Annotated in this window: 17 protein-coding genes; 1 reads left to right on the top strand and 16 read right to left on the bottom strand. The window is 63.2% G+C overall.

The annotated features are described in order from the left end of the window. Positions 1 to 667 precede the first annotated feature (667 nt). From AWB68_RS11220 to AWB68_RS11175, 10 genes are all read right to left on the bottom strand, one after another. Positions 668 to 1,525, bottom strand: a complete 858-nt coding sequence (locus AWB68_RS11220) for a glycine betaine ABC transporter substrate-binding protein (protein WP_087644414.1) — start codon at positions 1,523 to 1,525, stop codon at positions 668 to 670. A 123-nt stretch (positions 1,526 to 1,648) separates the two neighbouring features. Beyond that, on the bottom strand, positions 1,649 to 2,827 hold the full coding sequence (locus AWB68_RS11215; RefSeq protein WP_087644420.1) for an FAD-binding oxidoreductase: 1,179 nt from the start codon (positions 2,825 to 2,827) through the stop codon (positions 1,649 to 1,651). Between the two features lie 35 nt (positions 2,828 to 2,862). Continuing rightward, positions 2,863 to 4,176 (bottom strand): aromatic ring-hydroxylating oxygenase subunit alpha, encoded by a 1,314-nt coding sequence (locus AWB68_RS11210; protein ID WP_087644413.1) that lies wholly within the window; start codon positions 4,174 to 4,176, stop codon positions 2,863 to 2,865. A 68-nt stretch (positions 4,177 to 4,244) separates the two neighbouring features. Further along, entirely contained in the window at positions 4,245 to 5,015 is a 771-nt protein-coding gene (locus AWB68_RS11205) for a drug:proton antiporter (protein WP_087644412.1), read from the bottom strand. Further along, positions 5,012 to 6,172 carry an electron transfer flavoprotein subunit alpha/FixB family protein gene (locus tag AWB68_RS11200; RefSeq protein WP_087644411.1) on the bottom strand — a complete coding sequence of 387 codons (1,161 nt, stop codon included), beginning with the start codon at positions 6,170 to 6,172 and terminating at the stop codon, positions 5,012 to 5,014. Before AWB68_RS11200 ends, AWB68_RS11205 begins: the two co-directional genes overlap by 4 nt. A 4-nt stretch (positions 6,173 to 6,176) precedes the next feature. Next, the gene (locus tag AWB68_RS11195) at positions 6,177 to 8,093 is read right to left on the bottom strand and encodes a (Fe-S)-binding protein (RefSeq protein WP_087644410.1); all 1,917 of its coding nucleotides are present in this window, start codon (positions 8,091 to 8,093) and stop codon (positions 6,177 to 6,179) included. A gap of 2 nt (positions 8,094 to 8,095) precedes the next feature. Continuing rightward, a complete protein-coding gene (locus AWB68_RS11190; protein WP_087644409.1) occupies positions 8,096 to 10,159 on the bottom strand; it encodes an NADH:flavin oxidoreductase in 2,064 nt (687 codons plus the stop codon). A gap of 36 nt (positions 10,160 to 10,195) precedes the next feature. Next, the gene (locus tag AWB68_RS11185) at positions 10,196 to 10,732 is read right to left on the bottom strand and encodes a DUF5943 domain-containing protein (protein WP_087644408.1); all 537 of its coding nucleotides are present in this window, start codon (positions 10,730 to 10,732) and stop codon (positions 10,196 to 10,198) included. A gap of 30 nt (positions 10,733 to 10,762) precedes the next feature. Beyond that, a complete protein-coding gene (locus tag AWB68_RS11180) occupies positions 10,763 to 11,734 on the bottom strand; it encodes a dipeptidase (RefSeq protein WP_087644407.1) in 972 nt (323 codons plus the stop codon). Positions 11,735 to 11,751: 17 nt separating this feature from the next. Beyond that, positions 11,752 to 13,026, bottom strand: coding sequence for a serine hydroxymethyltransferase (locus AWB68_RS11175; RefSeq protein WP_087644406.1), 1,275 nt, complete (start codon positions 13,024 to 13,026; stop codon positions 11,752 to 11,754). 419 nt (positions 13,027 to 13,445) lie between these two features. Here AWB68_RS11175 and AWB68_RS11170 point away from each other — a divergent pair, with 419 nt between their 5' ends. Next, positions 13,446 to 14,441 carry a GlxA family transcriptional regulator gene (locus AWB68_RS11170; RefSeq protein ID WP_087644405.1) on the top strand — a complete coding sequence of 332 codons (996 nt, stop codon included), beginning with the start codon at positions 13,446 to 13,448 and terminating at the stop codon, positions 14,439 to 14,441. 816 nt (positions 14,442 to 15,257) lie between these two features. Here AWB68_RS11170 and AWB68_RS11165 read toward each other — a convergent pair. The 6 genes from AWB68_RS11165 to AWB68_RS11140 all read right to left on the bottom strand — a co-directional run bounded on the left by AWB68_RS11165 (position 15,258) and on the right by AWB68_RS11140 (position 21,252). Then, positions 15,258 to 15,542 (bottom strand): hypothetical protein, encoded by a 285-nt coding sequence (locus AWB68_RS11165; RefSeq protein WP_087644404.1) that lies wholly within the window; start codon positions 15,540 to 15,542, stop codon positions 15,258 to 15,260. Continuing rightward, a complete protein-coding gene (locus AWB68_RS11160; RefSeq protein ID WP_087644403.1) occupies positions 15,523 to 15,966 on the bottom strand; it encodes a dihydroneopterin aldolase in 444 nt (147 codons plus the stop codon). Before AWB68_RS11160 ends, AWB68_RS11165 begins: the two co-directional genes overlap by 20 nt. After that, positions 15,963 to 16,619, bottom strand: coding sequence for a sarcosine oxidase subunit gamma (locus AWB68_RS11155; protein WP_087644402.1), 657 nt, complete (start codon positions 16,617 to 16,619; stop codon positions 15,963 to 15,965). The genes AWB68_RS11160 and AWB68_RS11155 overlap by 4 nt, the downstream gene beginning before the upstream one ends. Beyond that, on the bottom strand, positions 16,609 to 19,611 hold the full coding sequence (locus tag AWB68_RS11150) for a sarcosine oxidase subunit alpha family protein (protein WP_087644401.1): 3,003 nt from the start codon (positions 19,609 to 19,611) through the stop codon (positions 16,609 to 16,611). Before AWB68_RS11150 ends, AWB68_RS11155 begins: the two co-directional genes overlap by 11 nt. Beyond that, complete coding sequence (locus AWB68_RS11145; RefSeq protein ID WP_087644400.1) at positions 19,608 to 19,907, bottom strand: sarcosine oxidase subunit delta; 300 nt, start codon at positions 19,905 to 19,907, stop codon at positions 19,608 to 19,610. Before AWB68_RS11145 ends, AWB68_RS11150 begins: the two co-directional genes overlap by 4 nt. Positions 19,908 to 20,007: 100 nt before the next feature. Further along, positions 20,008 to 21,252 (bottom strand): sarcosine oxidase subunit beta family protein, encoded by a 1,245-nt coding sequence (locus AWB68_RS11140; protein ID WP_087644399.1) that lies wholly within the window; start codon positions 21,250 to 21,252, stop codon positions 20,008 to 20,010. Between the last annotated feature and the right edge of the window lie 37 nt (positions 21,253 to 21,289).

The following is a 21,289-nucleotide window of genomic DNA, read 5'->3' as shown; positions in this document are numbered from 1 at the left end:
CCCCTGTCCGGGGCGGGACTCACTTTCTTTGCTGCTGCAAAGAAAGTAAGCAAAGAAAGCAGCTTCCCACCGCCAATCCTTGCCATGCGCCTCCAGACCGCGCCCTCGGAGTGGTCCAACCGGGGGAGTGTCCTTAGCGGGGTTTCATCGTTGTTGGCATGTAGAAAAGGCGCGCACATCGCACCGCTACAGGGAGGGGAACAGCAGTCATTCATCCGTCATGGCACTTCGTGCCCGACGACAGGTTCGCTAAGCGGTGAATTGAAGCATGTGGCAAGCACGAACGCGGGATGTAGATGTGGCGACGGTTTCGGGTTTCAATTTTGCCTGACGGGTGAGTGCGTAGCGCGAAGCCGGATGTATGACTGCTGGTCCACTCCGTATTGCGGTGCGATGCCCGTGCCTGTTCTACATGCCAACAACGGGGAAACCCCGCTAACGACACTCCCCCGGTTGGACCACTCCGAGAGAACGGGCTAGCGGGGCATGGCAAGGATTGGCGGTGGAAAGCTGCTTTCTTTGCTTACTTTCTTTGCAGCAGCAAAGAAAGTGAGTCCCGCCCCGGACAGGGGCAGAGCTAATAAACCAAAAACAAAACAAGTTCCATAGAAGCACAAGCGCATCAAACGGCGTAAACACCCCAACCGCAATCCCAAGCGCCAGCGACTTATTTAACCCAGCTATCCACCCGATCCGTATGCGCGCCAATCCACGCATCGGCCGCGGCGGTCGGCTTCTCTCCATTCTGCGTTGCAAGCATCACACTATCGATCTCGCCCGGCTTCCACTGGAACTTCTTCAGGAACGCCACCACCGGCGGTGCCTTCTTTTCCAGTTCTGGATTCACCACGCTGTCCACATGCTCCGCTTCACCGAACACCTTCTTCGGATCTTCGAGGAACTTGAGCTTGTACTTCGCGAACATCCAGTGCGGCTTCCAGCCCGTCACGATGATCGGCTTGCTCGCCGCTTCCGAGCGCGCCAGTTCCGCCGTCATCGCGCTGCCCGAACTCGGCATCAACTGATAGTCGAGCTTGTAGGCCTTGATCGCCTCGCTCGCCTTCTGCATGACGCCCGCGCCCGCATCGATGCCGACGATGCGCGAGCCGAACTCCTCCTTCTTGGCCTGCAGATCGTCGAGGCTCTTCACGTCGACGTTGTCAGGCACGATCAGCCCAATCTTCGCATCGTTGAAATTCGGCCCGAGGTCCACGACCTTGCCCTTGAAGTTGTTCCAATACGCGCCGTGCGTCACCGGCAACCACGCGGACAGCGTGGCGTCGAGGTCGCCGCGCGCCACGCCCTGCCACATCACGCCGGCCGCGACCGGCACGAGTTGCACCTGATAGCCGAGGCGCTTCTCGATGATGCGCGCCGCCACGTTCGACGTCGCGACGCTGTCGTCCCATCCTTCCACATAGCCGATCTTGATGGTCGGTTTGGCATCAGCCGACACACCCACGCTCGTTGCAGCCAGTGCCGCGCTCAATGTGCTCAACACCAGTAATTTTTTGATCAGTCTCATCGTCGATCTCCCTTTCGCGGTCCAAGCCGTTGAGCACTCAGAATCGCCAGCCACAATTGGCGTGTAGCGTTGAATTACGACATCGAGTTGTCAGGATGCGACCTCCGACCCCGACCACTCGTCTTACTTATCGACGACGAGATCGCTCAACGGCTTGCTGCAGCACAGCAGCACCATGCCCTGATCGATTTCGCGCTGACGAATTCCGCCCGCATGCTTCATGTCCACTTCGCCCGACACCAGCTTGACCTTGCAGGTGCCGCACATGCCCTGCGTGCACGATGCGGCAAGCCGCACGCCGGCTTTCTTCGCGGCGTCGAGCACATGCTGGCCGCCGCCGCATTCGATCTCGCGATTGCTCTTGGCGAAGCTCACCTTGAACTTCGTCTCGACCGGCGCGGGCGCGAAACCGACCGTGGCTTCCTCGATGTGACCGTTGCCCTGCAACGCGTCCGCGACATGAGCGGTCGTCAGTTGCGCGGCGACTTCGGCAATCGTCTCGAACGAAAAGCTCTCTTCGTGATAGTGCTTGCGATCGAACCCGCCTTCGTCGAGCAGGTCGCGCACCGCCTTCATGTACGGCGCCGGACCACAGGTGAAAATCTCGCGTTCGAGGAAATCCGGCGCGATCAGCTTGAGCAGCGGCAGGGTCAGAAAGCCGGTGATGCCCGGCCAGTTCGTGCGCGCGCCCACCCGTTCGCACACGAATGCCGTGCGGAAATTCGCCTGGTTCGACGCGATCAGATCGAGTTCGCGGGCAAAGATGATGTCGTCGGGCGTGCGGGCGCTGTGCACGAACATGATGTCGCTGTCTTCGCCGAGTTCGTGATGCGCGCGGCTCATCGACATCAGCGGCGTCACGCCCGACCCCGCCGACAGGAACAGGAACTTGCGCGCCGGATGGCGCGCGCAGGTGAATTCGCCGGACGGCCCAAGCACGCGAACCTTCGAGCCCGGCCGCAGGTTGTCATGCAGCCAGTTCGACACCTTGCCGCCCGGCACGCGCTTGACGGTGATCGAAATGGTATGAGGACGCGTCGGCGGCGAGGAGATCGTGTAGCAGCGGTTGATCGTCTCGCCGTCGATCTCGAGTTCCAGCGTGATGAACTGGCCCGGCTCGAAGACGAACGCGCGTTCGCCCGGCGCGCGAAAGAAAAAGCTCTTCACGTCGTGCGTTTCCTGCCGCACCTGACAGCAGACGAGCGTGTCGTCGGTATCGCTGTCCCAGCGCGCGGGCAGCGTCCCCCAGAATTGCGGCTGGGTGACACGGCTCGTGCTCTCGAAGACCGCCTGATCGCGCATCATTTCTCTCTCCCGCTCATGGTTCAGGCGGCGCGTCAGCGCATGAAGGACACGACTTTCTCGCCGTGCGATGCCGGCGCTGCGTCGTTCGTCGCTTGGGTGTCGGGCGTATCGGCGTAGTCGGCGAGACGTGCGATGTACCACTCGCAGAATTTTTCGACGAGACCTTCGGTGAACGGCGAATACGGACCCGGCTGATATGCGCTGCTCGTGGCGCCGCGCTGCGAGTACTCGACGAGCGTGCGGTCCTGGTCGTTCGTCGCGCGCCATACGGCGGTGAGGTTGTTCACGTCGTAGTCGATGCCTTCGCGCGCGTCCTTGTGCACGAGCCACTTCGTGCGCACGAGCGTCCTGCCGGCCGCGAGCGGGATCACGCAGAACGTGACGATGTGATCGCTCATGAAGTGATGCCACGAATTGGGCTGCGTCCAGAACGACAGCCCGCCGAGATCGGCTTGCTCGAAACCGCCGAGCAGTTTCTTCGACGCGACTTTCGCGTCGAGCGTCTGCGATTCTCCGTCGCGGTCGAGCGGCAGGCGTTGCGTGCGAAAGCCGGTGACGAGATCGGCGAGCCGCTCGATTTCCGCCGACGGCAGGTTCATCGCTTCCCACTGCGCCGTGCGGCGCGCGACCGTCTCTTCGAACGCGGCCATGCCTTCTTCATTGGCGGGCGTGCGTTGATAGCCGAAGCCGTATTCGTAGAGGGAAATCGTGAGTTCGGGATGGTTCGCGACGCAGTGATAGCACTCGCGATTGTTCTCCATCGTGAGCTTCCAGTTGCCTTCCTCCACGATGTCGATCGATGCCGCAATCTTGCAGTCGGTGAGGCCGTGCGGCAGCATGTACGGCTCCATCGCGGCGCGCATCACGCCGAAATCGGCGGGCGGATTTTCCGCGAGGCAGATGAAGATCAGGCCCGCCAGATTCTCTACGTGAACGCGCTTGAGGCTGTGCTTGCAGCGGTCGAACTGGTCGCCCATGTGCTCGGCGAACATCAGGTCGCCGTTCAGGTTGTAGGTCCAGCTGTGATACGGACACACGATGTTGCCAAGCGACCCTTTTTCGGCGTTGCACAGGCGCGCACCGCGATGGCGGCAGACGTTGTGAAACGCGCGGATCTGCATGTCGTCGTCGCGCACGATGAGAATCGAGTCGTTGCCGATCTCGACGGTCACGTAGTCGCCCGGTTCGGGCACGTCGGGTGCCACCGCGACCTGAATCCAGTGCTGCCGGAAAATCGCGTCGAGATCGAGCGCGTGGATTGCCTCGCTCGTATAGAACGGCGCTTCGAGCGTGTAGCCCTTTTTGCGGCGTTCGACCATCGCGCGAACGTCTGCCGAAACTTTCATCGTGTGCTCCGTTGTGCCTGGGTGACCCGCGCGCGCACTTTTGCCGGCAGGTTTTTCGATCGGAAAAATCAGTAGTCGATGAGTTGATGCTCGCGCAAATAGGCGAGAATCACTTGTGCTTTTTCGACGGAACTCCCTTCAATTACGACGCTGCCGCCGCGGCTCTCGGTCGTCGTCGCGGAAAGCATGCGCGCGTGGCCCGAGCGCTTTTCGGCGGCAGCGAGGCGCACGGGTTTGGCGGTCGCGGGCTTCACGGTCCATTGGAGGTTTTCCGCATCGGCCGGGGCGCGCGTGACGACCGGGGCGATCGTGCCTTCGCGCAGGCGTGCGTAGGCGTAGCGCGGCGCGGCATTCGCCATCGGATGCACGGCGACGAGCGCGGGCAGCGACGCCTGCACGCGGCGGCGCAGTCCCTTTGGCATGAACTGCCGGACTTCGACATCGCCGTCCTTTACCGCGACGTCGACGGCCGAGCCCACGAGCGCGATGCCGAGCGCATCGGCGAGACGATACGGCAGCATGCCGCTGTCGAATGCGCCTTCGGCACGCGTGCCGGACAGCACGAGGTCGTAGCCTTTCAGGCGCGCGGCCAGTGCCGCGATCGCGTCGCCACCGCCGTTGCCGCCCATGTCGAGCACTTCCACCCGCGCGGCACCGAGCGCGAGATATTCCTGCAGCGCCGGATTCGACGGGTCGCCCGCATGCAGCACGTCGAGCGTGGCGCGGTGTTCCTTCGCGATCGCGAGCGCCATCGTCAAAGCGGCGGCGTCGTTGCGGCTGTAGCGCGCGGTGCCGCTCACCGGATGTCGTCCGATGGAAACGAGTACGGCAATCTTCATGCGAGTGCTCCTTCTGCAACGGGCGCTGAATTCAGCAGCGCAGCGCCTCTGCCGCGCGAACCGCGCGCGGCGGCCGCCGCGTCGGTCAATGCCGCGATCGTCTCCGCTGTGTCCGCGACGATCGTCAGGTTCGCGCGCTTGGCGATAGGCGCGCTGGCGTCGAGGTTCACGGCGATCACATGCCGGCAATCCTTGATGCCCTGCAAGTGCTGCACCGCGCCCGAGATACCGAACGCAATGTAGACGCTCGCATCCACGGTCTTGCCGGTTGCGCCGATCTGCTTGTCGCGCGCGAACTTGCCGTCGTCCACGGCAACGCGGCTTGCGCCTATCGCGGCGCCGAGTGTTTGAGCGAGGCGTTCGAACGAAGCCACATCGGCGACACCATTTCCCGCCGATACGATGAAATCCGCTTCTTCGAGTGCGACTTGGGCAGCGTCGATCTCCTCGATGCCGAGATCGCGGTAAGCCCCTTTCGACGCCGCGAGTCCGATGCCCTCGACACGCTCGCCCGCGCCCACGAACGGCAGCTTCGGATCGACCGCGTTCGGCGCGAGAAGAATCACTTCGGGCAGGGCGCGCACTGCGTACGCCTTGCCGCCTTGAACATGAACCGAGACGTGCTTCGCATCGATCTCGACAACATGGGTGGCGACGCTCGCATTCGCTCGCGCTGCGTATCGGCGGCCGAGGTCGCCGTCGCCAGTTGCGTTGTCGGGCAGGAAGAGGTGCGCCGGCGCATACGCGGCGACGTAGGCCGCGAGCGCGTTCAATTCGTCTTCCGGCGCGAAGCTGCGCCGGTCGAATGCGGGCAGTGCGACCAGCCTGTCGGCGCCGAGTGCCGCCGCGTCGTCGTTGAATTCGCCGAAGACGAGCAGCACGACTTCGGTCTGCGCATCCGCGATCAGCGCGGCGGCGGCGAGCGTCTGGCGCGCGTGGTCATCGAGCGCGCCTCGATCCGTGTGCGCCGCGACCAGCAGCGTGCGTTGTGGCGCGGCCGTCGTGCGGCGCGGCAACGCGTGCTCGCGATGGCCTCCAGCCACCACGAACGCCATCGTCCCGCCCCCGCCCGTTACGCCGAGCGTGATGCGCCTGAGTCCTTCGGACGTGATCGTGAATGGCCGGCGCGGATCGATTCGTTTGATGTTGTCGTTCATCGCGTCACTCCAGCGCCGCAGCAACGAGTTCGGCCACGTCGAGCACTTCCGGACGCGGACCCACGACGCCTTCCAGCATCGCCGTGCAATTCGGGCAACCGACCGCGACGATCTCCGCGTTCACCGCACGCGCATCGGCGATGCGGATATCGGGAATGCGCTGTTTGCCGGGGATATCGGTAAGCGGCGCGCCGCCGCCACCGCCGCAGCAGCGTCCGCGCATGCCGCTGCGTTCCATCTCGATCACCTTGATGCCGATGGTCTTCAGCAACTGGCGCGGTGCTTCGGTCTCGCCGTTATAGCGGCCCAGATAGCATGGATCGTGATACGTGATCTTCTTCTCGGCGAGCGCGGCGGCGGCACGCGGAGAGAGTTTGCCGCTCGCGACGATCTCGGCGATCAGCGACGTGTGATGCTGCACTTCGTAGAACCCGCCGAGCGCGCGATACTCGTTGCGCAGGCTGTGCATTACGTGCGGATCGGCGGTGACGATCTTCCCGAACGAATACTGCGAAAGCGTGCCGATCAGTTGCTTCGCGAGTTGCTGGAACGTGGCTTCGTCGCCGAGACGCCGCGCCGTGTCGCCGGTATCCGTCTCCACGCCGCCGAGCACGGCGTAGTCGATGCCCGCCTTGTTCAGCACTTTCACCAATGCGCGGAGCGTGCGCTGATAACGCATGTCGAACGCGCCTTCGCCCGCGATCAACAGCACGTCGACCGGCCTTCCCGGCTGCGCCACCTGCACTTGCAAATCGACCGCCCAGTCATAGCGCGCGCCGATGTCATAGCCATTCGAACTGCCCGTTTCGCGCAGGTTCGCCAGCGTGATCGGCCCCTTGCCCGGCACGATGCCTTCGACGAGCGTCTGGTTGCGCCGCATGTCGACGATCGCATCGACGTGCTCGATCAGCATCGGGCACTCCTGCACGCAGGCGCGGCAAGTCGTGCAGGACCACAGCGTATCGGCTTCGATCAGGCTGGAGATCAGCGGCTTGCCCGGTGCGCCGCCGTGCTTGCCCAGCGGAATTCCAGGCGTCGGGCTGCCGGCATACGCGGCATCCGTTCCGCCGACCATGCCCGTCACGAGATCCTGGATCAGCTTCTTCGGATTGAGCGGCTGGCCCGCCGCGAACGCCGGACAGGCCGCTTCGCACTTGCCGCACTGGACGCAGGCATCGAAGCTCAGCAACTGGTTCCAGCGAAACTCCACCGGCTTGCCGACGCCGTATTCCTTGGCATCGAGCGCGGGCATCTTGAGCGCCGTCGGGGGCACGACGTCATGTTCGTGGCTCTTGCCCGTGAAGCGCTCCTGACGCGGATGGAACGCGAGATGCAGCAGACCTGCCATCGCGTGCTTCATCGGACCGCCGCGCGCCGCGCCAAAGGTCATCGTGAACGCGCCCGCCGCGATCAGCAACGCGATGATGATGGCGAACGCACCCGACATCGCGCCGGCCGGCAGCGCGACGAACAGCGCGAGACCGAGCGCGAACGATCCGAGCAACAGCGGCAGGCTGTCCCACGGGCCGCGCGAGAGCCGCGCGGGCACGGCCTTCGCACCATGCCGGCGGCGCCAGACGAACACCGCGCCGACGAGCATGATCAAGGCAGCGAGAAAGATCAGCTTGTCGAGCCACGGCGAGTAGATCGCGAGGCCGTAGTTGACGAACACGAGCGCCATCGCGAGGATCGCGCCGCCCGCCGTGGCGACGTGCGTCTTCGCGATATACGGATCGCGCGCAACCACATGATGCAGGTCGACAAAATAGCGCTTCGGGATCGACAGCAGGTTGGCCCAGCCGTAGGCGCCCGCGGCGGTGGCCCGTCCTTCGCGCCAATACGCCGCCCGCTTCGCGACCGCAAAGGCGAGTCCGGCCACCGATACCCACAGCAAGACGGTGATGACAAACACGGGGCTCATCGTCAAAAGTCCTTGCAAAGACGCAGCGCGTCGTAGATCGCGCCGTGGATGTTGTGCATCGAGATGCAATCGCCCACGCGGAAAAGGAGGAAGCGGCCATTGCCGAGCGTTTCACTCAGCGACGGCTGCGGCTCGGAAGCAAACAGCTTGTGCACGTCGACTTGTCCGCGATTGACCGACTCGCCCTTCAGCTTCCAGTACAGCTCGTCATTCGGCGTGCTGCCGTTCTCGATCACCACCTGGTCGACCGCGCGCTCTTCCTGCTCCTCCGTGTACTCGTTGCGGATCACGGCGATCTTCTTGCCGTCTTCCTCGTACACCTTGTCGAGCCAGTAATTCGGCGTATGAATCACGCCCTGCGCATAGAGGCGCCGATAGAAGATCGGGAAAGTCGTGCCGCCGACATCGTCCGCGACCTTCACGTCCGGCGTCACGATCTCGACATTCGAACCACGGCTCGCCATGAAATCCGCGACGCCCGCGCCAGCGTGCGTGCTGACGCCGTCGTAGACCAGCACGTTCTTGCCCGGTTCGACCTTGCCCGACAGGACATCCCACGCACTCACGGCGAGCCCCTGATCGACGCCCCACGCCGGCACTTGCGACGTGAACGCCGAACCACCGGTCGCGAGCACGATGATGTCGGGCTTCTCGGCCATGATGGTCTTGTCGTCGGCGGCGACACCGAGGCGCCGGTCCACGCCGAGGCGCTTCGTCTCCATGTCGAACCAGCGCACGATACCGGCCATCTGCTCGCGCTGCGGCGCCTTGGCGGCCAGCATGATCTGCCCGCCGACGTAATCGTTCTTCTCGAACAGCACGACATCGTGACCGCGCGACTTCGCCACGCGCGCCGCTTCGAGACCTGCCGGGCCCGCGCCGACCACGACCACCTTGCGCTTCGGCCCGCGCGTCTTTTCGATCACATGCGGCATCGTCTCTTCACGCGAGGTCGCGGCGTTCTGCACGCACAGCACGTCGAGCCCGTTGTACTGCCGGTCGATGCAATAGTTCGCGCCGACACACTGCTTGATCTCGTCCTCGCGTCCGTCGCGAATCTTGATGACCATGTGCGGATCGGCGATCTGCGCGCGCGTCATGCCGACCAGATCGATCATGCCGCTCGCGAGCAAACGCTCAGCCTGCCCCGCGTCGCGAATGCTTTGCGCGTGCATCACCGGCAGCTTCACCACTGACTTGATGCCGGCTGCAAGATGCACGAACGGCTCGGGCGGCAGCGCCATCGGCGGCATGCAGTTGGCGAGCGTGTTGTGCGTGTCCGCGCCCGAACCGATCACGCCGACGTAATCGATCAGCCCCGACTCCGACATCGCCTGCGCAATCTCCTTCAGTTGCTCGTGATCGAGGCCGTCTTCATGGAATTCGTCGCCGCACATGCGCAGGCCGACGCAGAAGTCCGCGCCCACCGCTTCACGCACGGCGTTCAGCACTTCAGTGCCGAAGCGAAGCCGGTTTTCGAGCGAGCCACCCCATTCGTCGGTGCGGAAGTTCGTGCGCGGGCTCCAGAACTGGTCGATCAGATGCTGGTGCGCCGCTGAAATCTCGACGCCGTCCATGCCTGCATCTTTCACGCGTTTCGCGGCAGCCGCGAAGTCGGCGATGATGCGGCGGATCTCTTCCACTTCGATGATCTTCGCATTGCCGCGATGCACCGGCTCGCGCACACCCGACGGCGACATCAGGTGCGGCCAGCTCTCGCCGTGCCACGCGGAACGGCGGCCCATATGCGTCGCCTGGATCATGATCTTCGCGCCGTGGCGATGCATCGCTTCGGCAAGACGCGACAGCGGATCGATGATCTTGTCGGTCGAGAGATTCACCGACTTCCACCAGCCTTGCGGACTGTCGATCGACACCGGGCTCGACCCGCCGCACACGGCGAGGCCGACGCCGCCCTTCGCCTTCTCTTCGTAGTAACGGATATAGCGGTCGCCCGGCAGGCCGCCCGGCTCCGCATACACCTCCGCGTGCGCGGTGCTGACGATGCGGTTGCGCAAGGTCAGCTTGTTCAGCGTGAGAGGTTTGAAAAGGTTGGGGTAACGCATCGCGATCGACCTCGGATTGAATGGCTTGACGTGCTGTTAAGACGCGAGCGGCGACACTTCGAACACGCAGTGGTCATGGCCTTCAGCGGCGCACTGCGTTTCGATGGAATGCGAGCGCGGGCCTTGCTTCGCTTCGGGCGGCGCCGTGTCGTTGACCCAGTCCATCGCGCCCGCGAACCAGCCGGCGAACATGTAGCAGAGTTTGCCCTCTTTGCCCGGCTGCGCGAGCACGAACGACGAATGGTGCAGTTCGATGCGCGCGTGCGACGTCGAAGGATCGGATTCGGTGATCGTGAAGATGCCCCAGCCGCGTTGCGAAAGGCGCTTCAGGTAGTGCTCGAAAACGGCCATGCCGGCGAGGCCATGCTGCTTCGCTTCCTTGTCGCACCAGTGGTACGCCGACTTGTAGCCGGCCTTGTAGAGAATCTCGGCGTAGACATCGCGGCCGAGCGCTTCCTCGACCGCCGTGTGGTTGTTCGTGAAGAAATGACGCGGGACGTAGAGCATCGGCAGCGCGTCGGTGGTCCATACGCCGGTGCTGGGATCGACGTCGATAGGCAGTTGGGGTTGCATCGTGGAGGCTCCGTATTTTTATGGAAGAGTTCAGACGTTCCAGACTTCGCCGAATACGCGCACCCAGTTCTCGCCCATGATCTTCTTGATGCGCGTCTCGCTCCAGCCGGCGCGCTCCATCGCAGCAGTCAGATTCGGGAACTCGCCGATCGTGCGGATACCTTCCGGATTCACGACCTTGCCGAAGTTCGTCAACTGGCGATAACGGCCCTTGTCGTGGGTGATCCAGTCGAAGAATTCGGTGCTGTAGCCTTGCGTGAAATCGGTGCCGATGCCGACCTGGTCTTCACCGATCAGGTCCACCACATACTCGATCGCTTCGAGGTAGTCCTCGACCGTGGCGTCCGCACCGCGCTTCAAGAACGGCGCAAACATCGTCACGCCGACGAACCCGCCCGCATCGGCGATCTCTTTCAATTGCTCGTCGGTCTTGTTGCGCGGATGTTCCTTCAGGCCCGAAGGACAGCAGTGGGAATAGCAAACCGGCTTCTTCGATGCAGCGATCGCTTCCGACGACGTGTTGCCGCCCACATGCGAGAGATCGACCATGATGCCGACGCGGTTCATCTCCTGGATGACTTCGCGTCCATAGCCCGACAGTCCGCCGTCGCGTTCATAGCAGCCGGTGCCGACCAGGTTCTGCGTGTTGTAGCAAAGCTGGACCACGTTCACGCCCAGGTCCTTGAACGCCTCGATATAGCCGAGGTTGTCCTCGAACGCATGGGCGTTCTGGAAGCCGAAGATGATGCCGGTCTTGTTCTCTTTCTTTGCGCGCAGGATGTCGTCGGTCGTGCGCACGAGCGTCAGGATCTCGCTGTATTCGCGGATCTGCTGCTTCATTTCCGCGATGTTGTGGACAGTCTTCTGGAAGCTCTCCCAGACCGATACCGTGCAGTTCACCGCCGTCACGCCGCCCTTGCGCATGTCCTCGAATACGGAGCGCTCGAACTTCGAAATGTTCAGGCCGTCGATGATGATGCTGTTTTCGTGCAGGTTGCTCATCTCTTGCTCCAGGACTCTCAGTAGATGGGGAAGCGTTCGCAAAGCGCGAAGATCTCGCGGCGCACGCGTTGTTCGGTGGCGGCATGGCCTTCCGGGTGGTCGCGCAATGCGTCGAACACTTCGACGATCAGGCGCCCGATGTCGCGGAACTCGTTCACGCCGAAGCCGCGCGTCGTGCCGGCCGGAGTTCCCAAGCGAATGCCGGAGGTGACCGTCGGCTTCTCGGTATCGAACGGGATGCCATTCTTGTTGCACGTGATGCCCGCGCGTTCCAGCGCCTGCTCGACCTGGTTTCCCTTGAGACCCTTCGGACGAAGATCGACGAGCAGCAGATGGTTGTCGGTGCCGCCCGTCACGAGATCGACGCCGCCTTGCTTCAGCACTTCGCCGAGCGCCTGCGCGTTGGCGAGCACGTTGTCGATATAGGTCTTGAAGCCCGGTCGCAGCGCTTCGCCAAATGCAACGGCCTTGCCGGCGATCACATGCATCAGCGGGCCGCCCTGAAGACCGGGGAACACGGCCGAGTTGATCTTCTTCGCGATGTCTTCGTCGTTGGTCAGCACGAAACCGCCGCGCGGGCCGCGCAGCGTCTTGTGCGTCGTCGAGGTCACGACGTGCGCATGATCGACCGGATTCTGATGACGGCCCGCGGCGATGATGCCGGCGATGTGCGCCATATCGACCATCAGTTTCGCGCCGGCGTTATCGGCGATGGCACGCAGGCGCGCAAAGTCGAGCTTGCGCGGATAAGCGGAGAAACCCGCGATCAGCAGAGTCGGCTTGTGCTGTTGCGCCAGTTCCTCGATCTGGTCGTAGTCGATCAGCAGCGTGTCCCGGTTCACGCCATACTGCACCGCGTTGAACCACTTTCCCGAGAGCGCGGGCTTGGCGCCGTGCGTGAGATGACCGCCGGCATCGAGCGACATGCCGAGCACCGTATCGCCCGGCTTCGCCAGCGCGAGCATCACCGCGCCGTTCGCTTGCGCGCCGGAATGCGGCTGCACGTTCGCGAAACCGGCGTTGAAGAGCTGCTTGATGCGATCGATGGCGAGCGTTTCGATTTCGTCGGCGAATTCGCAGCCGCCGTAATAGCGCTTGCCCGGATAGCCTTCCGCATACTTGTTGGTCAGCACCGAACCCTGCGCCTCGAGCACCGCGCGCGACACGATGTTTTCCGACGCGATCAATTCGACTTGCGACTGCTGGCGCTCGAGTTCCTTCAGCACGGCGCCGCGCACGGCGGCGTCGCGCGTCGCGAGCGACTCTTCAAAGAAAGGATTCGGATTCGACATGGGGGAGGTCCGTGGGTCAGGGAAATGGATCGTTTCCGAGGCGCCGGGCGTGGCTTTGAAGGCCGTTCGATACCGCGCTTCGATGGGTCTATTCTTGACTTGTGTCCCTCGTGTCAATTTATGAATTCAGACGCGTTCTTGGTCTTTTCCGACATGCGCGTCCTTTTTCGACAAGTGGCCCGGTGCGATTTGAGGTATTGGACGCGCGTGCTGCACTGCAGCGGAGCGCCGATGCCCGTGGAGCGTGCGTTTGATGCCCGGATGCCGTGCGAAGTGGCTCGAAAGCCAAGCGCAGGCTGAGTGAGCGTCAGGGTTTAGCCTTATGGCATGGTAGTTGCACAAGTAATCAAAATGGATAAGCCGCACTCCCCACGACGGCGTCAAACCAAAGATATAGATTCGAAGGAATCACGGCTCTCATGTCCCCCGATCGCACGGCGTCGCTGTCGCATTTCGCATTCATGCCGCTTCCCAACTTCACGATGATCGCGTTCTCCAACGCAATCGAAGTGCTGCGCATGGCGAACTATCTGACGGGGCAGCCGCTGTATCGCTGGTCGATCGTCAGCCCCGATGGCGGGCCCGTCACGGCGAGCAATGGTTTATCCGTCGATACGGGGCCGGTCGAATGTGTCGGGCAGCCGGATATCGTGTTCGTGGTGGGCGGCATCGACGTGCAGCGCGAGACCAAGCCTGAGCATCTGGTAGCGCTGCGCCGCTTCGCGCGACTCGGCAGTGTGCTTGGCAGCCTGTGCACCGGAACCTATGCGCTCGCGCGCGCCGGTTTGCTCGCGGGCTACGCTTGCGCGATCCATTGGGAGAACATGTCGGCGCTCAAGGAGGAGTTTCCTGACACGCGCTTTCTGAAGGAGCTGTTTGTCGTCGATCGTGATCGTGTGACGTGCACGGGGGGCGTCGCGCCGCTCGACATGATGTTGAATCTCATTGCCGCGCGCGTGGGAACGGCACGCGTCACGCAGATTGCGGAGCAGTTCATCGTCGAGCATGTTCGCGATACGAATGCGCAGCAGCGGATGCCGCTCGTCGCGCGTTTGGGGTCGGCGAACAAGTCGCTCTTCGAGGTGATCTCGCTGATGGAAAACAATATCGAGGAGCCTTTGTCGCGGGAAGAACTTGCGCGGCTCGCCGGGATGTCACAGCGACAATTGCAGCGGCTCTTTCGCGAGCATCTTGGCATGACGCCGACGCATTACTATCTGACCTTGCGGTTGCGGCGCGCGCGGGAATTGCTGCTGCAAACCGATATGTCGATCATGCATATCACAATGGCTTGCGGGTTTCAGTCGGCTTGCCATTTTTCCAAGAGCTATCGCGATGCGTTCGGGACCGCGCCGACGCGCGAGCGCAGGAAGCAAGCGCCTTCGTTGGTTTCGTTGCCGGTTATGGTGGCTTGAGGTTTTCGCTGGCGCTTGGGTGGGGTGGGGTGTTGTGTACACCGTTTGATGTTTTTGCGCTTCTATGGAACTTGCTTTGTTTTTGGTTTATTTGCTCTGCCCCTGTCCGGGGCGGGACTCACTTTCTTTGCTGCTGCAAAGAAAGTAAGCAAAGAAAGCAGCTTCCCACCGCCAATGCTTGCCATGCCCCGCTAGCCCGTTCTCTCGGAGTGGTCCAACCGGGGGAGTGTCGTCAGCGGGGTTTCATCGTTGTTGGCATGTAGAAGAGGTACGGGCATCGCACCGCTATACAAAGTGGACCAGCAGTCATTCATCCAGCCTCGCGCTACGCGCTCACCCGTCAGGCAAAACTGAAACCCATCGCCACATCGCTCGTTCGTGCTTGCTGCAAGCTTCAATTCACCGCTTAGCGAACCTGGCGTCGGGCACGAAGTGCCAGGACGGATGAATGACTGCTGGTCCACTCCCGAAAGCGGTGCGACGTGCGCGCCGTCTCTACATGCCAACAACGCAAAAACCCCGCTAACGACACTCCCCCGGTTGGACCACTCCGACATAACGGTCTGGAGGCAACTGGCAAGCATTGGCGGTGGGAAGCTGCTTTCTTTGCTTACTTTCTTTGCAGCAGCAAAGAAAGTGAGTCCCGCCCCGGACAGGGGCAGAGCAAATAAACCAAAATCAAAACAAGTTCCCTAGAAGCCCAAGCACATCAAACGGTTGAAGCCCGACCCGAACCTCGACCCCAAGCGCTAGCGATCACCCGGGGCAGCGCGAATAAACCACTAAGAAAACAAGTTCCATGGAAGCGCATAAACATCAAGCGGTGTAAACAACAACCCCACCCCCGCGCCGAGTCCGCGCGGCCTCCGCCACTCTCGCCAGCGCCTCCCCACTCAACCGCGCCGCGATCCTCTCGACATACTCATGATGCCGCGCCTGAAGCGGCGCCTCGAGATATTGCGCATGCAGATAACGAATCAACGCAATACGCCGATGCCGCAGCGCAATGCTTTGATCGAGCAACGCAACGGCCGCATGCGCAGCGCGTTCCTTGCACGCGAGTTCGGAAAGCCGCAACGTCTCAACACGCGCCGACGGCATGATGTGTATCAGCACGCATGCGCCATGCATCATAATCGGCCCGGCGCCAGTCCAGTTCAATCCCGACCCGCCGCGTGCCCTCGCGAATCTTCGGCTTGTAAAGCAGCAGCGTAACGGCATCGAGCGCCGGCCATTCATCGAACGAGAGCGCCGCGATTTCAACCGCAAGCACTTCAAGCAAACGCGTATGCGGCTTCGCCTCAAGAAACGAAGTCACGCGCTCGCACCAGGCTTCATAGTCGACCAGCTCATGCGCGCTCGCCTCGCCCGGCACGCCGCGATACATCAGGCTCGCATCGATCGCGACCGGCTGCGGCGCACGATATTCATGCGCATGCAGGCCAATGCGCGTCGCCACGACCAGCTCATCGACCACGATGCGCCAGCCGCGTCCTCCGGGAGACAACGGTTCGAACGGCTTCACGACATCAGCGGCTCGGCCGCATCGAGCATCATCTTCACGAAGTAGTCGGCGAAGCTGCGGCGCACGACGAGTTCGAAGCTGTCGTCGCCAATGGGCAAGAGCGTCAGCGACGACTTGAAGTAATGGCTCTGCGCGCATTGACCCTTGCCGAACAGCTTCGGATGCAGGTCGAGCGGGCAGCCGCGCGACAGCACTTCGCGCGTGCGCGTGCCGCTGATCTCGAGCACCGTATAGCCGCTGCCGATATCCACCGCCGACGCGAACACACCCTTGAACGCGGCGATCAGCTTCGCCTGCAGCGGCGCCGTTTGCGCGGCGTCGTGCGCGGTGGCCGAACGCACGAGCCATTCGTCAGGGCCGAGCCACAACATGTCGTAGCCGTTGCCCTGCGCCGTCGTGTTCGGCTTCTCGGGCGGCCGGCAGCCGATCACGGCCTCAACCGCACGCACGAACGCGGCGTCGCGCGTATCGCCGCGCACGTTCACGAGTTCGAGGAACGGCCGCTCCGTCATTCGAAACGCTTTCGACGACGTTGCCTGATGCTTCTTCAGCAGCCCGTCCACGCCCACCAGCGGCGACTCCTGCCACACACCCGCCTGCCCGACGATGGCGCGATCCACGATCGACGACGTACCTCTAGTTTCATTCCACATGTTGACGTGCTCCTTCGCTGTCGTAGAACACCGAGCTGGTGATTTTTGCCGCGACCTGCTTGCCGCCCGCGAGCGGGATCGTGACCGATTCGCCGATCTTGTCGAGGCCGCCCTTCACCACGGCCATCGCAATCGAACGCTTCAAAATGGGACTGTAGTAACTCGACGTGACGTGACCGAGCATCGGCGCGGTGTCGCCCTGCACGGGTCCCGCGCAGATCTGCGCGCCCTCGGGAAGGATGATCGACGGATCGTCGGAAAGCAGGCCGACGAGCTGCTTGCGTCCCGCCTTCGCCGTGTCCGAGCGCGTGAGCGAGCGCTTGCCGAGAAAGTCCTTCGACTTCGCGACGAGTCCGCCCATGCCGAGGTCGTAGGGCGTCATCGAGCCGTCCGTGTCCTGGCCCACGATGATGTAGCCCTTCTCCGCGCGCAGCACGTGCATCGTTTCCGTGCCGTACGGCGTGATGTCGAACTCGGCGCCGGCCACCATCAGCGCTTCCCACACCGCGCGTCCGACATTCGCCGGCACGTTCACTTCGTAGGCGAGTTCGCCCGAGAAGCTGATGCGCATCACGCGCGATGCGGCGCCCGCCACCGTGCCTTCGCGATAACTCATGAACGGGAATGCGGCGTTCGCGAAGTCGATGTCCTGACAAACCTTCTGCAATACCTTGCGGCTGTTTGGGCCGACCACAGCGAACGTCGCCCAGTGATCCGTCACCGAAGCAAGCCGCACGCGCATGTCGGGCCACTCCGTCTGCAGCCAGCGTTCGAGCCACGTCAGCACGCGCGCCGCGCCGCCGGTGGTCGTCGTCATCATGTAATGCTGGTCGGCGAGGCGGACGGTCACGCCGTCGTCGAAGATCATGCCGTTCTCATCGAGCATCAGGCCATAGCGGCACTTGCCGACTTCCAGCTTGCTCCACGGGTTCGTGTAGACCCAGTTCAGCAGCTTCGCCGAGTCGGGGCCCTGGATGTCGATCTTGCCGAGCGTCGAGGCATCGAGAATGCCGACGCTCTGGCGCACCGCGAGCGATTCGCGCGCGACTGCCGCGTGCAGGTCCTCGCCTCCCTTCGGGTAGTACCACGGACGTTTCCAGTTGCCGACATCCTCGAATGCCGCGCCGTTCTCGACGTGCCATTCGTGCACCGCCGTCTTGCGCACCGGGTCGAGGAACTCGCCGAGTTCGCGGCCCGCGAACGTGCCGAACGTGACCGGCGTGTAGTTCGGGCGGAACGTGGTCGTGCCGGTCTCGGGAATCGTCTTGCCGAGCGCCTGCGCGAGAATCGCCATGCCGTTGATGTTGCCGAGCTTTCCTTGGTCGGTGCCAAAGCCCATCGCGGTGTAGCGCTTCACGTGCTCGACGGATTCGAAGCCCTCACGCGCCGCGAGGAAGATATCCGCCGCCGAGACGTCGTTCTGGAAGTCGATGAACTGCTTCGGACCGCGCGTCGCCAGTTCGCGTCCGCCGACGAGCCACAGGGGTTGCATCGGTGCTTCGGTGATCTCGGCCACCTGCACCGGATTCGGACGCGCGACGATGAAGCCCGCCGCGCGCGCCGCGTCGACACCCGCGTCGACCGCGAAGCGAATGCCGCGCGCCAGCGTGAATTCACCGGCGCACGCGCCGACGCTGCTTTCCGCCTGCATCGCCTTGCCGGGTACGAAGCACGCTTTCTCGTCGTGCCAGTGCGCCTTGCCGCCCGACTGCGCGAACAGATGCAACACCGGGCTCCAGCCGCCCGACATCGCGACGAGATCGCACGCCACGTCCGCTTGCTTCGCGCCGACCTGCCCGTCCGCATACGCGGCCACTTCAACCGACGCCACGCGCGTCTTGCCGTGCGCTGCCGTCACGACCGCGCCGTTCATCACCTTCACGCCGTGACGCCGTGCAAGCGCGGGCAACGTGCCCTTCGATTGGCCCGCGCGCGGATCGATGACGGTCACTTGGGCGCCCGAGGCCTTGAGGTCAAGCGCGCACTGATAGCCATCGTCGTTGTTCGTGAACACGACGGCATTGCGCCCCGGCAGCACCGCATAGCGATGCAGATAAGTCGACACCGCCGACGCCAGCATCACGCCCGGCAGATCGTTGTTGCCGAACACGATGGGGCGCTCGTGCGCGCCGGTCGCGAGAATCACGCGTTTCGCGCGCACCTTCCACAGCAGTTCGCGCGTCCCCTTGCGCATCGACACAGGCAGATGCTCGGTCAGCTTCTGCGTGATCGTGACGAGGTTGTGGTCCTGATAACCGAACGCGTTGCTGCGCGAAAGGATCTTCACTTCCGGCATCTTGCGCAGTTCGGCTTCGATCTTCTGCACCCATTGCAACGCCGGCTTGCCGTCGATTTCCGCGCGGCACGACAGGAGCGAGCCACCGAGTTCCGGCTGATCGTCGACGAGGATCACGCGCGCGCCCGACAGGCCCGCCGCATGCGCCGCCGCCAGACCCGAAGGCCCGCCGCCGACCACCAGCACGTCGCAATGCGCGAAGCACTTGTCGTAGCGATCGGCGTCGAGATGCTCGGGCGCCTTGCCGAGACCCGCTGCATCGCGGATCACTTCCTCGTACTTCGGCCAGAACTTGCGCGGCCACATGAACGTCTTGTAGTAGAAGCCCGCAGGAATGAAGCGCGCGAACTTCTGGTTGATCGCCATGCGATCGTTCTCGATGTTCGGCTTCGCGTTCACGCTCGTGGCGACGAGTCCCTGATACAGCTCGACTTCCGTCGCGCGCGCATTCGGCACCGTGTACGCGCCGGTTTCGAGCTGCACGACTGCATTCGGCTCTTCGACACCCGCCGTCACGATGCCGCGCGGCCGGTGATACTTCCAGCTGCGCGCGACGAAGTGCTGGCCGTTCGCGAGCAGCGCGGAGGCGAGCGTGTCGCCCTGATGGCCCTGATACGTGCGGCCGTTGAACGTGAAGGTCAGGGCAATCGCGCGGTTGATGCGCCCGCCCGTGGCGAGTCGGTCTTTCTGGCTCATTTCGTCGTGCCCTCGTTGCTATCCGTGACGGCCAGCGGACGGTCGAACGTCTCGTAGCCCTGAATCTCGTAGCTCACCGTGTCGCGTTGCGCCTTGAACCAGCGGCGGCAACCTTGCGTGTGCATCCATTGCTCGCGATGCACGCCGCGCGGATTCTTGCGCATGAAGAGGTAGTCGCCCCATTCCTTGTCGGTGAGCTTCTCGGTGTCGAGGGGACGAGCGATGTCCGCTTCGCCACCGCATGAAAATTCGCTTTCGGCGCGCGGTCCGCACCAGGGGCATTCGATCAGTAACATTTGTTTTCTCCTGTCGACCAGAGATGGCGCTGTCGACCAGAGTTAGCGCTTAAGCGCTTACTCTGGTCCCATGCGCCTTACTCTGGTCCCATGCGTGGCGTTAGTGCGCGACGGCGGCGGCGCCGTGCTCGTCGATCAGATGACCGGTATAAAAGCGATCCAGCGAGAACGGCGCGTTGAGCGCATGCGGCTCGTCGTGCGCGATGGTGTGCGCATAAGCCCAGCCCGATCCCGGCGTCGCCTTGAAGCCGCCCGTGCCCCAGCCGCAATTGAAGTAAAGGCCCTTCACGTCGGTCTTGCTGATGATCGGGCACGCATCCGGCGACACGTCCACGATGCCGCCCCACTGCCGGTTCATCCGCACCCGCGAGAACACCGGGAACATTTCGACGATGGCTTCGAGCGTGCCTTCGATGATGTGAAAACTGCCACGCTGGCCGAACCCCGTGTACTGATCGACGCCCGCGCCGATCACGAGATCGCCCTTGTCGGACTGGCTGATGTACGCGTGCACCGCGTTCGACATCACCACCGTGTTGACGACCGGCTTGATCGGTTCGGACACCAGCGCCTGCAACGGATGGCTTTCGAGCGGCAGGCGGATGCCCGCCATGTCGGCGAGCGTCGATGTATTGCCCGCCGCCACGATCGCGACCTTCTTTGCCTTGATGAAACCCTTCGTCGTATCGACGCCGGTCACCTGGCTGCCGTCGCGGCGAATGCCGGTGACCTGGCAGTTCTGCACGATATCGACGCCCGCCTGGTCCGCGCCGCGCGCAAATCCCCAGGCCACCGCATCGTGACGCGCAACGCCGCCGCGACGCTGGATCGAGGCCCCCAGCACCGGATAGCGGCTGTTGAGGTTGATGGTCGGCTCGAGTTCCTTGATCTGCGCGGGCGTGAGGAATTCCGCATCGACGCCGTTGAGCCGGTTCGCATTCACGCGACGCTCGGTATCACGCACGTCCTGCAGCGTATGCGCGAGGTTCATCACGCCGCGCTGGCTGAACATCACGTTGTAGTTGAGATCCTGCGAAAGCCCTTCCCACAGCTTCATCGCCTTCTCGTACAACGCGGCCGACTCGTCCCACAGATAGTTCGAACGCACGATGGTCGTATTGCGCGCCGTATTGCCGCCGCCGATCCAGCCCTTCTCCAGCACCGCGATGTTGCGCACGCCGTGCTCCTTCGCGAGGTAGTACGCGGTCGCGAGACCGTGCCCGCCCCCGCCGACGATCACGACGTCGTATTCACGCTTGGGCTCCGGGCTCTTCCACTGGCGCTCCCAGTTCTCGTGATACGACATCCCGTTGCGCAACAGGCTGAATATCGAATAGCGGCTCATGGTGTTTCCTTTTCCTTCGTGGCGTTCGTGGCTTTCG

Origin of the sequence: Caballeronia choica (genome assembly GCF_001544535.1) — a bacterium.
Classification (GTDB): domain Bacteria; phylum Pseudomonadota; class Gammaproteobacteria; order Burkholderiales; family Burkholderiaceae; genus Caballeronia; species Caballeronia choica.
This window is presented reverse-complemented; position numbering and strand designations above follow the sequence as displayed.